Source organism: Acinetobacter sp. Q186-3 (assembly GCF_013420655.1).
Lineage (GTDB): Bacteria > Pseudomonadota > Gammaproteobacteria > Pseudomonadales > Moraxellaceae > Acinetobacter > Acinetobacter indicus.
In genome coordinates, this window is the sequence record NZ_VOXS01000009.1 from 1 (window position 1) to 13,883 (window position 13,883).

General features: G+C 38.0%; 9 protein-coding genes and 1 pseudogene. 3 read left to right on the top strand and 7 right to left on the bottom strand.

What is annotated here, in order from left to right:
- A pseudogene (locus tag FTT64_RS09335) lies at positions 1–894 on the top strand (IS3 family transposase); the annotation flags it as partial.
- A gap of 169 nt (positions 895–1,063) precedes the next feature.
- Entirely contained in the window at positions 1,064–3,829 is a 2,766-nt protein-coding gene (locus tag FTT64_RS09340; protein ID WP_180134376.1) for a TrlF family AAA-like ATPase, read from the top strand.
- A gap of 249 nt (positions 3,830–4,078) precedes the next feature.
- Here FTT64_RS09340 and FTT64_RS09345 read toward each other — a convergent pair whose 3' ends face one another.
- The 7 genes from FTT64_RS09345 to FTT64_RS09375 all read right to left on the bottom strand — a co-directional run bounded on the left by FTT64_RS09345 (position 4,079) and on the right by FTT64_RS09375 (position 12,764).
- Positions 4,079–4,498, bottom strand: coding sequence for a hypothetical protein (locus FTT64_RS09345; RefSeq protein ID WP_180134377.1), 420 nt, complete (start codon positions 4,496–4,498; stop codon positions 4,079–4,081).
- Position 4,499: 1 nt separating this feature from the next.
- Positions 4,500–6,623 (bottom strand): integrase, encoded by a 2,124-nt coding sequence (locus FTT64_RS09350; RefSeq protein WP_180134378.1) that lies wholly within the window; start codon positions 6,621–6,623, stop codon positions 4,500–4,502.
- Complete coding sequence (locus FTT64_RS09355; protein WP_180182300.1) at positions 6,616–8,172, bottom strand: site-specific integrase; 1,557 nt, start codon at positions 8,170–8,172, stop codon at positions 6,616–6,618. The genes FTT64_RS09350 and FTT64_RS09355 overlap by 8 nt, the downstream gene beginning before the upstream one ends.
- Positions 8,165–9,391 (bottom strand): site-specific integrase, encoded by a 1,227-nt coding sequence (locus FTT64_RS09360; protein ID WP_180134382.1) that lies wholly within the window; start codon positions 9,389–9,391, stop codon positions 8,165–8,167. Before FTT64_RS09360 ends, FTT64_RS09355 begins: the two co-directional genes overlap by 8 nt.
- 155 nt (positions 9,392–9,546) lie before the next feature.
- Entirely contained in the window at positions 9,547–10,113 is a 567-nt protein-coding gene (gene ssb / locus FTT64_RS09365) for a single-stranded DNA-binding protein (RefSeq protein WP_005180729.1), read from the bottom strand.
- 51 nt (positions 10,114–10,164) lie between these two features.
- Positions 10,165–11,529: an MFS transporter gene (locus FTT64_RS09370; RefSeq protein ID WP_180182301.1), complete on the bottom strand. Its 1,365-nt coding sequence runs from the start codon at positions 11,527–11,529 to the stop codon at positions 10,165–10,167.
- A gap of 152 nt (positions 11,530–11,681) precedes the next feature.
- Positions 11,682–12,764, bottom strand: coding sequence for a DUF475 domain-containing protein (locus FTT64_RS09375; RefSeq protein WP_180182302.1), 1,083 nt, complete (start codon positions 12,762–12,764; stop codon positions 11,682–11,684).
- A gap of 267 nt (positions 12,765–13,031) precedes the next feature.
- Here FTT64_RS09375 and tenA point away from each other — a divergent pair, with 267 nt between their 5' ends.
- On the top strand, positions 13,032–13,709 hold the full coding sequence (gene tenA, locus FTT64_RS09380; RefSeq protein WP_180182303.1) for a thiaminase II: 678 nt from the start codon (positions 13,032–13,034) through the stop codon (positions 13,707–13,709).
- Positions 13,710–13,883 lie beyond the last annotated feature (174 nt).

A 13,883-nucleotide genomic window follows, 5' to 3' on the forward strand; every position in this document is an offset into this window, starting at 1 on the left:
AGAAAATACCAGACTAAAAAAAATGTATGCTGAAGAGCGATTAAAGGCAGAGATTGTTCAGGAAGCAATGTCAAAAAAGTGGTGAAGCCATCTTGCCGACGTCAGATGGCTCAACAAGCCGTTGCCCTGCATGCGGTTAGTATCCGTTTAGCTTGCTCTGCATTTGGCATTAGTGAAACCTGCTACCGTTATCAGGCTAAACTTTGCGATGACAATGCATTAATTGCTAAACAGCTCATTGAACTCACTGAGGAAAATTCCGATTGGGGATTTGGTCTGTGCTTCTCATATTTACGACATGTTGAGAATCACTGCTGGAATCACAAGCGGGTTTACCGCATTTACTGTGAGTTGGCACTAAATCTGCGTATTAAACCGAGAAGAAGACTAAAACGGCACGCGCCTGAACCATTGAAAGAACCAATCCGAGAAAATCAGGTCTGGTCATTAGATTTTATGCATGATCAGCTGATCGATGGTCGAAAGTTCCGATTATTAAATGTGATTGATGACTACCGTCGAGAAGGCTTAGCGATTGAAGCAGGATTCTCATTACCTACAATCCGAGTTATTCGTACGTTGAATCAGTTGCTGGAGTGGCGAGAAAAGCCGTTAGTTATTCGGTGTGACAATGGCCCGGAGTTTATCAGTCATGAATTTGTACGCTGGGCAACTGAACAAGGTATTCGTATTGAATATATTCAACCAGGTAAGCCACAGCAGAATGCGTATATTGAACGTTATAATCGGACTATACGTTATAGCTGGCTAAGCAAGCATCTATTTGACACACTGGAAGAAGTACAAGATTATGCAACGAGTTGGCTGTGGCATTACAACTATGAAAGACCACACCAAGCAAACAAAGGAAAGCCACCTCTCATGGCTGCTTAACCTCTACTTTTAACTTCGGTTATTTATGGGAGGATTACCATTTTTTATTTTTATACTTTTTTTTAATTTAACATTAAAAAATTTCGTTTAATTATAAATATACATTACAAAAATATTTTAAAAAGTTACTATATCAATCAATAGCTTGAAAAAACATAAAGAGGGTAAAATGATTAATCGAGGTTCAGAATGGGCTCGTTGGGATTTACATGTTCATACAAAAGGCACAGCAAAAAATGATCAGTTCACATCATCTTCAATTGAAGACTTCTTCCAAATATTTTTTTTAAAAGCTATTGAAAATAATATTAAAGTTATTGGTATTACAGATTACTTCAATATCGATAATTATAAGAAAGCTGTTCAATATCAAGAAAATATTCACTTAAATACCTCTTTTACTCAAGATCAAAAGGTAGAAATTAAAAAAATTACACTTATTCCCAACATGGAGTTGAGAATTACACCTACAACTGGTAGAGGTACATTAATCAATCTTCATATTTTATTTAATCCCTCTATATTAGCCGACTTTGAAGAATTATTTTTAACCCAAGCTAATATGATTGTTGATCAAAGCCACCGATTTTCACTTACAAGAAGAGGCTTAATTAATTTAGGAAAATATCATTGCCCTGAATTATTACATGATGAAAACGCAGCATATAAAAAAGGAATAGAACAATTTTCATTAACACATGGAAATTTAATTGAAATTCTTGAGCAAAATAAAATCCTGAAAGAAAACTGTCTTGTCTTTGTAGCTAACAGCACTAATGATGGGGTATCAGGACTTAGATCACATGAGGAGCTATTAGCACAACAACAAGCATCAGCAAGTGAACTACGAAATTCAATTTATCGTATATCTGATGGTCTATTCTCTCCAAAACCGTCAGATCTAAAATATTTCTTAGGAGAAAGTGTTGATACAGTAGATGAAATAATCAGAAAATATGGTGCACTCAAACCATGTATCCATGGTTCTGACGCACATACTGAAACAAAGTTATTTCAACCTGATAATAATCAATTTTGTTGGATTAAAGCCGAGCCAACATTTGAAGGTCTTAAACAAATTTTACATGAACCAAAAACACGTATTCATATAGGTCCCATGATACCTGAATTAAAAAATGATTATGAAGTCATTGATCATGTAAAACTTCAAAGTGATAATGTATTCAATAATAATATTTTTTTTAATCCTAACCTAACATCTATTATTGGTGGTCGCTCTTCGGGGAAATCTACCCTTCTACAATGCCTAGCTAAAAAACTTTGTCCGACTTCATTAGAAGAAGACAGTAATCATCTTAATGAGCTATGTGAAAATCTTGAAATTATTTGGAAAGATGGAGTTCAAGATGACTCTCGTCAAATTGAATATTTTTATCAAGGACACATGTATAAAAAATCTAAAGATGAAGGTGTCGAAGAGATTGTTAAAAAACTGTTATTACAACAAAAACCAGATTTATTTGAGTCATTCGATAAAGAAAAATCTACATCTAAATTAAAGATTACTGGGGAATTATCAACTTATTTTTCAACACAAGAACAGATTGAACAGAAAAAAAGCTCTCTTCTGACCATGGGGAAAATAGAGGATGTAAATGCTCAAATTCAAACTTTATCTGAACAAATAAATTCTTTTCAAACAGGAAGTATTACTGAACAAGAATTACGAAATCATGATATTCAAAAAAATAATATTGACCATTTTGATAACAAGATACATCAAATCAATACATTAAGAGATTACATAAATAAGATAAAAAGTAATGATTTTCTTTCTATTCATAATCCAATTGAAACTTTTCAAGCTTACCCAACGGTCTCTGAAAATTTTGAACACTTGATGAGCTCTATTGAAAGCTATGCTGAAACTCAGATAAGTAATTTCACTAAAAGTGTAAATACACTTTTGGCCACAGCCTTAACAGAAGCAACTGAAGCAAAAAGAGGAATTCAATCAGATTCCCAATTTATTAAAATTTCACAATTTTTATCTCACTCTGAGAGCCTCAAGCCAATTTTACATCAGAAAACACAAGAGGAAGCTAAGGCTAGAAGAATCTCCCTGATACAACATGATATAGAGGGATTAGAGTTATCAAATGCTAATTTACTTGCATCAGTCCATAGAGAATGGCTGACTATGCTTGCATCTTATAGTGAATTAATTGAAAGTATAAATACTTTTAACGTTAGTCAGGATTTAGAAATAATTTCTAATAAAGTTTTTGAAGCTGATTCTTTTCAAAATTGGATCAAAAATTGTATTAATCAGCAAAGTGAAAAAGCTCAAAGGTATACAAATCAATCAGTAAATACGGAAGAAGAGCTTTTAGCTCTATTTGAAAATATAACGCAAAGTCTAGATGATTCATCTATCAAATTTAAACAAGGTAAGACTCTAGAAACTTTTACAAAAGAGTTTTTTGATAATACTTGGTTTAGGCTTAAATACGATGTCATTTATGACGGTGATAATTACAATGCCATGTCACAAGGTAAAAAGGCATTTGTTGTTCTAAAAATGACTCTTGATTGTAGTGATAATAAATGTCCAATTATTATAGATCAACCAGAAGATGATCTTGATAATAGAGCTATTTTTACAGAATTAGTTAAATATCTGAAAGATAAAAAGACCCAACGCCAAATTATTCTAGTTACTCATAATGCTAATGTAGTGGTTAATGCAGATAGTGAATTAGTGATTATTGCTAATCAACATGGCTCTCACAGTCCTAATACTAACGATAAAAAATTCCAGTATAAATACGGAAGTATTGAATGCTTATTAAAGGATGAGAATCCTCAAGCATCAACGTTAGATAAGAAGAGAGTCAAAGATCATATTTGTGAAATATTAGAAGGCGGTGATAAGGCATTTAAACTACGTGAAAAGAAATATAATTTCATGTAAAAAAATGAACTAGGATTTCAATCATTTATGGAATATTTACAATAAGAATTGGCTTGGAAATAATCTTTCAGATTTTTTCAAGCCAATTCACAGAAAATTACTACTATGTTGTGATGTTTTCAAATTAAAAACATAACTAACCCGAATCATGCTTAAGCCTATGATTTCATAATCTGAATTGTTGAATTATAAAATTTCTTATCCACGATTCGGGTTAACTATAATATATGAAGCAGACAAATGTTTTTATCAGTCTGAGCTTTTCATACTCAAAGGCTCATTAAGCTTATCAATACTCAATCCATATTTATGAGAATTGTATTGCCATACTACAAATTGCTCTAAAAGTTTTGAATTCTCTTTTTCTAGTCTCTCTACCTTACTTTCTAACGCATCAATTTTAACCTGAGCTATTTTCAGGCTAGCAGGGAGTTTTTGATGTTTGGCTTTTAAGATTTTTAATGCTGCTGGAGATTTTTTTCCTAGATCATAAGCATTCTTAATTCTTTCAAATTTTTGTAGTGTTTGACGAGTTGGTGCAGGTACAAGTTCTAGTTGCACTTCAATCGCTTTGCATAATCGTTCCCACGTTAACTTTTCATTTGGTGACCAATAATCAAGAATTTCAACAATATCCTGTACATTTTGATCTGTTAGATGCTGTGCCATATTAGCTCCATAAATCCAATGATAAAGAATCATGTAAAACTGACTGCTCTTCAAGCTTTTTACGTTGAGTATTCTCAATAACGGGGATACGTTTACGACCTGCTTTTTGATACGCTAAATCAAGATGTGTAACATCTTCCGAAGGCGGCAAACTTAAAGGCGTTCCATCAAGAATGTTTGGATCATCGAGTAGGGCAATCAACTGTTCACAACGTTTAATCGTAAGCTCTCTAGTCCCCAACCAAACCGTTGCACCAGTAACATTTTTACTAACAGCCTCCTTATCCTTTGCCCATAATATTTTTTCTTTTTTAAGGCGATCTTGAAGTCGTTTTTTCTTTTCCGCATCGCCCTTGATACAGACATGTTCCGTACAATTAAGACAGTTTTTATACTTGAGACAGGGTTCATCAATATAAGAATGTGTACAAAATCCAAACTCAGTAGTGTGCATGGACAACGTTGTCCTGGTATTTAGCTCCTGTAAAGTACGAGGCGTGGCAATTTGGAATGTAAATGTACTATCAGTATTTACTATTCCGACCTCATTTTTCTGCATTTCAATTAAGCCATTATTATGATCTTCAACGGTAGTGTGGTCATATACTCGATTTTGCTTAATATCAGCTCGTCCTGACCATTTTGCAAGTAATATGCTATCCATTCCATTAGTATTTGCTATCGTATTGAGAAGATGCCTAAACTGGTGGGTGGTCATACTATAATCTCCATATCCCCATCGTTGAAAAATAGATTTTGTATTACTTAATTCATTAGTTCCTCTTTTTTTTAATTTTGTCGGAGATAAGTCAGCATTTAGTCTATTAATATTGGGCATCCATAACTCTGTAGATATAGTTCCCTTATATGCATGAAACTGATTATTAAAACAAGAAAATAGAGCTTCTGACCACTTAACTTTAACTCCATTACCAGTTCTTAAAGGTACATAAGGAAAACCTTTAGGCAATCTATTTCGTAGAATAAGATTCAAATCATTTAAACAAATAACATTATCTGATATGGGAATGCCTCGGCTTCTTAAAAAAGCTATTCCAGAGTTATTTGCAGTATGTGAATTTCCATAAGATGATGAATCAAAACCCATTGCCAACAATACTTCACTACGTTTTAACAATTGATCATCAGGTACTTGAGGACAAAGCTCATGTCTCGGAAATTTATCACCCATCTCAAGTAAATATGCTAAATGTCTCGGCTTTTCTGACATCTTAATCAAACGTTCAATAGCACGTTTGACCATTGGGATCATAACACTCGGAATATATTTAATGTCATACCCATAACCCTTTTGTGCATACCACCTAATACCTAATACTTCCTCAACATTAGAACCATCTTTTACAAGCCCTAAACTGCTCTTAGAAAATGCTTGGACTTCTTCCTCGTAGATACAATTATGTTTTAGGAAAAACAACTCTGATGCTCGTTCTGGCGCAGCTAGAAGCAAGCTCACAGCACTGGTAACAAAAATATCTCTATCTGACAATTCTGAATCTTTTCGTGAGAAAATATCAGCCAATGCAAAAATAGCATCCTCATCAGGAAGTTTAGAAGCTCGATGTTCCTCTGACTCTGCATCTAACACAATTGATTTATCAGCAGGCTTTTTAATTGGACTTTTCCAATCTGGTAAAGCTAATATTTTTAATTGGCGAAGAAAGTCTAAAAGAATCTTTAGCTGTCTACCCACATGATAAGCAGAACTTGCTTTATAGTTTTCCTTTGCATTTTCAGCAGCTAAGTCAAAATCAGCAATAATCAATTTAGTTAAATCAACTTCACCATATCGGTCTAAGCATATTTGTTCTATGGCCCGAATTGAAAGAATCGTATCTTGAGTTTTTAACTTACTGTTAATTCTTTGATACTTAACATAGGCTTTGGCAAATTCTAGAATTGAATGATGCAAAAGATTTTCAGGTGATCTATCTTTGGATGAAATACCTGTTTTGACAAAGTTTACTTCGCCTTTCCAATAATTCTCATCAAATTTAATATCTTCATTTAATTCAGATAATTGTTTAACAAAATCAATAAACTGCTTAATTTCGGAGTAAGGAGATTGAATTTTGTCAGATGGGAAATATATTAAATCATCCATGATTGAACTCCTTACAAGCATCAATTACTTGCTGAACGGCAATAATTGTTCGGTCATTCACGGCAGCGATCTCAAGGCTACACCCCATCGTAATTAGATCATCCCGTTCTTTAATTAATTGCTCTAGAACTAGATGGTGAGGTGCATTTGCCCAAGGCATAAACTTGCTACACAGATAACATGCGATTGGTGCGTGATCGTTACAGTATTGATGTGTACCACATGAGCCGACATCACAATCCTGTTCTACACAAGAAATTCTATTCGCCTCCTTAACTTGTGATTGAGCCTCAATCTCATCCTTTACAACTTTCCCCTGAAAAGCATCTGCATATTTGCGTAAGCTTTCATCCATGATGGATGAGATTTGTTGTGCAATTTCAGGAACACTCTGTACATAACAGTGTGCATTTTGCGTATCATGATGATCTAACAGCTTTGCAATGACATTCACACCTGCTTTTTGCCTAGCCGCATTTGTTCCAAGCGTATAGCGAAACCGATATGCAGTGATATGTATTGGTTTACCGGTTTCTCTTGAACGGACACCAAGTTTTTGAACAGCATCTCTCAATATTTGAGTTAATTTGATAGTAGGTAAATGAATAATTTCTGTTGGCAAAATTTGAGAAATTTCTTTTTCATTGCTCCAATCTAGATTGGCTAACACCTTAATATCATAGAAAATTGGTAACTCTGAAAGCTCCTGTTCAGATACTTCTCGCTTTATTTGCTTTGCTAATTTCTGTTTTAAAATTTGAATATGTTCAAATAAGATTTTCGCAATACTTTCCCGAATTCCCACTTCATTAAAAGCAAATCGGAATCCACTAGCACCTCTAACTTTAGCTCTCGGAATGTTAAGGATATGAACTGCATTTGTATCATTAAAATTATATTTATCCGACACATATAGGTCTTTCACCTTTAATCCTGAAATTTGAATTGGTCGTCTACCAGTCGCACAAAAAACACGAATTAGAGCAGCCTCATAATAGGAAATCTTATTTTCTGCTAAGTATTCATTGGTTCTAGTGATAATTGTTTGAAATTCGAATGGGCTAAATGGACCTTCATCTGGATCAAGGGAAAGGACTGCTGCTCCTTTTTCATTGCCACTCAATCTCCATGAGTCCATTAGATCGTAAACTTCATCCTCTACTGAGGAATAACCCAAATCATATAGCTTCTTCAAAAAGACTCGTAGCATAGCTACTTTGTATTCATCTTTTTTTGCCGAATAAAAATTCTTATAGTTTAAAAGACCTTTTATTGAAAAATGGTCTTGATCAGTAACCTCAATATATTTTGCTATATATTTACCCATATTAGCAGTATGAAAACTTGAAGAATACTGAGCAAAATTACTTAGTGTAGATAAAACATCATGCTGTATATCCTCTCTCAACCTTTTTACAAACGTTAAGTTCAGCGTGACATTAATGTCTAATACCCATATTTCATCATAAATATTAAATTCATAACCTTTGAATGAGGTAAACGTATTTTGCCATTTATTTAAACTATCGTTTCTAGTTGATTTATTCATTTTCATTCTCAAATTTTTCTTGGATAGCTAATCCAACCTCTACGGCACGCTTATTCTCTGCACGTCTTGAATATCTTCTTGCACTTTGTGAGTTAGGTATCCAACCCATCAGATACGCACGATCTCTCTCAGCCTGGTCTTCTGTTATTTTTCCAGATTTAATTAAAGTCCGAACTTTATCTGTATATTTATCATTCCATGTATGCCTAAATGCATGTGCATGCACATTGAATAAAACGACTTCAGAAATTTCTGAAAAAATTTTGTCTAGTGCATTAATTGAAAGCGGCTGCCCCTTATTTGATAAAATCAAAAAGTCAGTTAGCTCTGCATTTGGTATGGTTGATCTATAATTTAAAATATAAGTTTCTAATTTTTTCTTTAAGTTTTGATTGATTGCAATTGATCGACTTCTAGTTTTAACCAACGGCTGATATAGCCTAGAATCACTTCCATCATGAGGATTACGCTTAATAGTAAGATACGATATACCACCTTTAGAGAGGTTTATATCTGTAATTTTTAAATTTAATAATTCACCTTTACGACACCCAAGATATAAAAACAAATAGATAATCAGCTCATTTCTATAAGTAATGTAATCTGAAGTCCAAATACGGTTCTGATTATCAGGATCAACTGCCTTTAAAATTTTATTTAGTTGATCAGTATCAAAAGATTTGTATTCAGCCTGAATATCCATGGACTTGCGGGGTCTACGAGATTTTAACAACCGTTTTGTACTTGTTATTGCAGATGAATGAAGATGCGTCTCAAACCACCCAATATATTCGGCAAAATTAGTTAACCGCCGATATATCAATTGTTTGGATACATAGTCCTGAGTAACAACCAATTTTGCTCTAGCTCGCTCTTTGTTATTACTTTTTGGAAAACTTATGATCTTTGTTTTTGAAGCTGTCCCACTTAATCGACTGCGATTGAAACTGGTTAAATTTACTAAAGCTTCGATTTCATTTAATTTTAAAAAATCTTTACTTTTTATCCTTTGTTCCAAGTCAATTCCTAACTTATCCAACAACTGAAACAGCAACTTAATATCTTCCAGAATAGCTGTAATAGTATTGATTGATTGACCACGATTTCTTAAATGAATGATCGTATATAAATTTGGATAAGTCATAGGAACACCATCACTATTCAAAAGAACAGCGAATCTCTCACCACCACTCATTACAAATCTTTTAACAAACATCATGGCTTTATTTAACAAAATATCTAAGTATTAAATATCATAAATTATAAGTAAAAAAATTTACAGAACCATTTCTAGTATCTGTAAATTTCTTTTGTAACTAACTGCTAATAAAGAATAATTTTGTAAACTTTACAAAAATATATCTCTAGTGTGTCTCAAAATGGTAAGTCATCATCCAAATCTGCCGGTGCAGGCGTTGCAGCAGGAGCTGGTTTCGGTTGCTGATAACCGCCCTGGTTGCCATAGCCACCACCAGCATTATTGTTGTTAAAACCACCTTGAGCTTGCGGCGCATAGCCACCCTGGTTGTTATTGCTATAACCACCGCCCTGGTTATTGTTAAAACGTGGCTGGCTAAAACCATTATCGCCCTGCTCACCTTGCTGACGACCAGAGTCCAGCATCTGCATTTGCTCGCCACGAATTTCTGTGGTGTAGCGTTCCTGACCATTCTGATCGGTCCACTGACGGGTACGCAATGAACCTTCAATATAGACTTTTGAACCTTTGCGTAAGTATTGCTGCGCGATTTCACCTAAACGGTTATGCAGCACAATACGGTGCCATTCAGTTTGCTCTTTACGCTCACCGGTGGTTTTATCGGTCCACGCATCACTGGTGGCAATAGAAAATTGAGTAAGCGAGCCACCATTCGGGAAAGTTTTTGTTTCTGGATCTCGACCTAAAGTACCAACTAAAATGACCTTATTTACACCACGCATCAGCTGTATTCTTCCTATTTGTTTCTATTATTTACTTTATAAGAGTTATGCTTAAATGGCTACCTCTTTACCCAACAAGTGCGTTAATTGTTGTCGCGCAGCATCATCAATTTGCTGTTTATCGACTTTTATATAGGCAACTTGCTGTTCAGACATCACCACGACTTCTTCAATACCATGAATGGCCAAAAGTTGAGAAGTCCACTCATCCGTTTGTTTGGCCTCAGGCAGGCGAAATACCATCGACGACAGATAACGCGGCTGGGCCAGACTAAAACTCATCAGCAGCCAAATTATAGCAACTGCAGTCAGAATACTCCAACCCATCGCGGTGTTATTCAGCAGTAACAGTTGCCCGCCAATCATGCCGCCAAAGAAGGCACCAAGGAACTGGCTGCTGGCATTGACGCCCATTGCAGTGGCTTTGGATTGAATCGGTGCCGCCTTCGATAACCAGGACGGTAACAGCGCTTCCATCACGTTAAAGGCAATAAAAAACAGGCCCAGTCCAATCAGCAGGATATATTTAGATTCAAAACCAAAAATCATCACGATCAGGCCAAGAATAATCCCGCCAATCGCGGTCAGGAAAATACCGCGCATTTTGCGATATTTTTCCGCCAGAATAATACTGGGGAAGGCAAAAAACAGACTCAGCACCAGCAGCGGCAAATACACCCAGCCGTGACTGGACAATGGCAGACCGGCATATTCAATCAGCTGCGGCGGTGCATAAATAAACATCGCCGTTAGCAGTAAATGCAGGGTAAAAACTGACAGATGCAGGCGGTTTAAATCGCCCATTTTTAGCACCTGTTTGAGCTGCGGCAGATAGCCCTGCTGGAAATTACGATGATGGCGCGTGACTTTAGGCACCAGCAGCAACATGGCAATGGCCGCCAGTCCCATAATGGTGGTCACCCAGAACAGCCCGGAAATACCAACCAGTCCGGTCAGCCACGGCCCGGCACTAAAGGCAATCACGAAGGATAAACCAATACTCATGCCCATCATGGCCATGGCTTTGGTGCGCTGTTCTTCACGGGTGACATCGGCCAGTAAAGCCATCACCACGGCAGAGACTGCGCCGCCACCGGCAATGGCCCGGCCAATGATGACCCCATAAATGGTCTCTGACATTGCAGCAATGGCACCGCCTAAAGCAAACAGTAACAGTCCAAGCACCACCAGCGGTTTACGGCTATAGCGATCAGCAATCAGGCTAAATGGAATCTGTAAGATGGCCTGGGCCAAACCATACACCCCAACCGCCAGACCAATTAAGGTCGGGGTTGCATATTGATAGGATTGCCCTGCCACCGAGAAAACCGGAATAATCATGAACAGACCCAACATGCGTAAGGCAAAAATACTGCTTAAGGCAAAAGTTGAACGGCGTTCTAAGGCATTCATCATATCAATAGGCTAAGTGCAACAATTTTGTATGCGAATATCCTACATCATTCATGCTGCAGATGCTGCGATATTCAGCACAATATTCTGCATCTGAACTACCAGTTATAAAAAAAGGTGCAATTGTTTGCACCTTCTTCAGATCAGACTGCAACTTAGTGCAGTGCCTGATGTTTTTTATATTGAATTGAGGCAAATACCGCCCAGACAATAAAGGCCACACCAATCAGGCCGGTGACCACTTCCGGGACGTGTAAACCGGTTCCGCTGGCAATCATGATAAAGGCCAGTGCACCAATCGCATAATGCGCACCATGTTCCAGGTAAATATAGGCATCCAGGGTGCCTTTTTCTACCAGATAAATGGTCATCGAACGCACGAAAATCGCACCAATCGCCAGACCGAGCATGATAATTACCACATCCGAAGTAATCGCAAAGGCACCAATTACGCCATCAAAACTGAACGAGGCATCCAGCACTTCCAGATACAAGAAGCCACCAATACCGGCTTTCACCACACCGGTTGGTACGCCATTTTCATCATGACGAATCGCATTGCCATTTTCATCGACTTCAGGTTCGCCACCCAGTAAATGACTCAATACCTGTACACCAATATAAATCACGATGCCCCAAATGCCGGCCATGGTGACTACCAGACGTTTGTCCTCAACCACATTGGCCGCCATGATCAGCAAAGCCACCAGTGCAATAAAGACCGACATGGCCGGTACGCTGGCCAGATTGGATAAACGGCGCTCAATCCAGCGGAACCAGTGGGTGTCTTTTTCATCATCGAGAAAGAAGTTCAGGAACACCATTAACAGGAAGGCACCACCAAATGCTGCAATTTCAGGATGATGCGCCATTAATTTGGCCGAATATTCTTTCGGATTATTCAGTGCCAGCTGCACCACTTCCATCATGCCCATATCGGCTGTGACGGCAACAATCACCACCGGGAAAATTAAACGCATACCGAATACGGCAATCAGAATCCCGACCGTCAGGAACAGCATTTTCCAGAAATGGTCCCAACCGCGCAGGACTGATGCGTTAACAACCGCGTTATCAAACGATAACGACACTTCCATAATGGCGAGAATGGCCGTAATGGTCAGTGCTGTGAACATGGTTTTCAGGCCTGCTTCCGGGCCGTGGGTATAGCCCCAATAAGCAGACAAACCGAGACACACGATCGTAAATGCAATAGAGAAACCAAAATGTTTCATCATGACAAATCGACCTATGACATTATTAGATAAAGAAATTCGGTAAATATTAAACTTGAATTACACCGAATGCGCCGCGTGCATCCTGCTGAAGACATGCAGGACCTCGGCGATAGAGATATGGCCGCTATTATGACGCTTTTTGATGACGATGCCAAAACACTTCGTATGCTTTTTTGTTGATTCTGATACAAATCAAAGCGGCTCATCTTTGCGGTGCAAGTATGCTAGTCTTTGGGCATTGATCTTGATGCTTTACAGGAACCGGACATGCGTTTTTCTGAACAATTGTGGCAACAGAATTTAGAACTGTATCAAAACACCCTGGCCCTACCCTTTAACCAGGAACTGGCGCGAGGCAGCCTAAGTCGTGAGGCCTTTAGCCACTATGTGATTCAGGATGCGCATTATTTACTGGCCTATGGCCGCGCGCTGGCGGTGTGTGCTGCCAAAGCCTTTGATGCCGATGATGTGATCCAGTTTGCCGAAGCCGCCAAGGTGGCGATTGTGGTGGAACGTTCGCTACATAACGGCTTTATGCAGGATTTTGGCATTAGCAAAGAACAGTTTGAAAATACACCGCTGACCCTGGCCTGCCATCATTACACCAGTTATCTGGTTGCCACTGCCTGGTCAGAAAGCTATCCGGTGGTGCTGGCCTCGTTATTGCCATGTTTCTGGATTTATGCCGAAGTCGGTAAAGATATTGTCGGTAACTCGGCCGCCAACAACCCGTATCAGGCCTGGGTCGATACCTATGCCGGCGAAGAATTCCATACTGCGGTGCGCAATGTGATTGCCACGGTTGACCGCGTGGCCGAGCGCTGTGATGAAGACACACTGGCGAAAATGCGTCAGGCCTATACCCGTGCTGCTGAACTGGAATGGCTGTTCTGGGACAGTGCCTATGCACAGCGTAACTGGCCGGGACTGGACAGCAGCAACTAATCTTTGATTACTCGCCCTGGTGCAAGATCAGCAGACTTGCACAAGGGCCGACAGCTCTCTTTCATTCTTGCGTGCTTTGATCCCCGTACTTTTTCTCCTGACAATTTTTTATCCTTATCGTTTTCAGATCTTGGCCTTTATTTGCAATCAACCGACATAATTTGACGTAGAAAT

Bases quoted from the DNA above. Each gene is read 5' to 3' on its own strand.
- FTT64_RS09340 (WP_180134376.1), top strand. From the start codon at position 1,064: ATGATTAATCGAGGTTCAGAATGGGCTCGTTGGGATTTACATGTTCAT.
- FTT64_RS09345 (WP_180134377.1), bottom strand. From the start codon at position 4,498: ATGGCACAGCATCTAACAGATCAAAATGTACAGGATATTGTTGAAATT.
- FTT64_RS09350 (WP_180134378.1), bottom strand. From the start codon at position 6,623: ATGGATGATTTAATATATTTCCCATCTGACAAAATTCAATCTCCTTAC.
- FTT64_RS09355 (WP_180182300.1), bottom strand. From the start codon at position 8,172: ATGAATAAATCAACTAGAAACGATAGTTTAAATAAATGGCAAAATACG.
- FTT64_RS09360 (WP_180134382.1), bottom strand. From the start codon at position 9,391: ATGATGTTTGTTAAAAGATTTGTAATGAGTGGTGGTGAGAGATTCGCT.
- ssb (WP_005180729.1), bottom strand. From the start codon at position 10,113: ATGCGTGGTGTAAATAAGGTCATTTTAGTTGGTACTTTAGGTCGAGAT.
- FTT64_RS09370 (WP_180182301.1), bottom strand. From the start codon at position 11,529: ATGATGAATGCCTTAGAACGCCGTTCAACTTTTGCCTTAAGCAGTATT.
- FTT64_RS09375 (WP_180182302.1), bottom strand. From the start codon at position 12,764: ATGATGAAACATTTTGGTTTCTCTATTGCATTTACGATCGTGTGTCTC.
- tenA (WP_180182303.1), top strand. From the start codon at position 13,032: ATGCGTTTTTCTGAACAATTGTGGCAACAGAATTTAGAACTGTATCAA.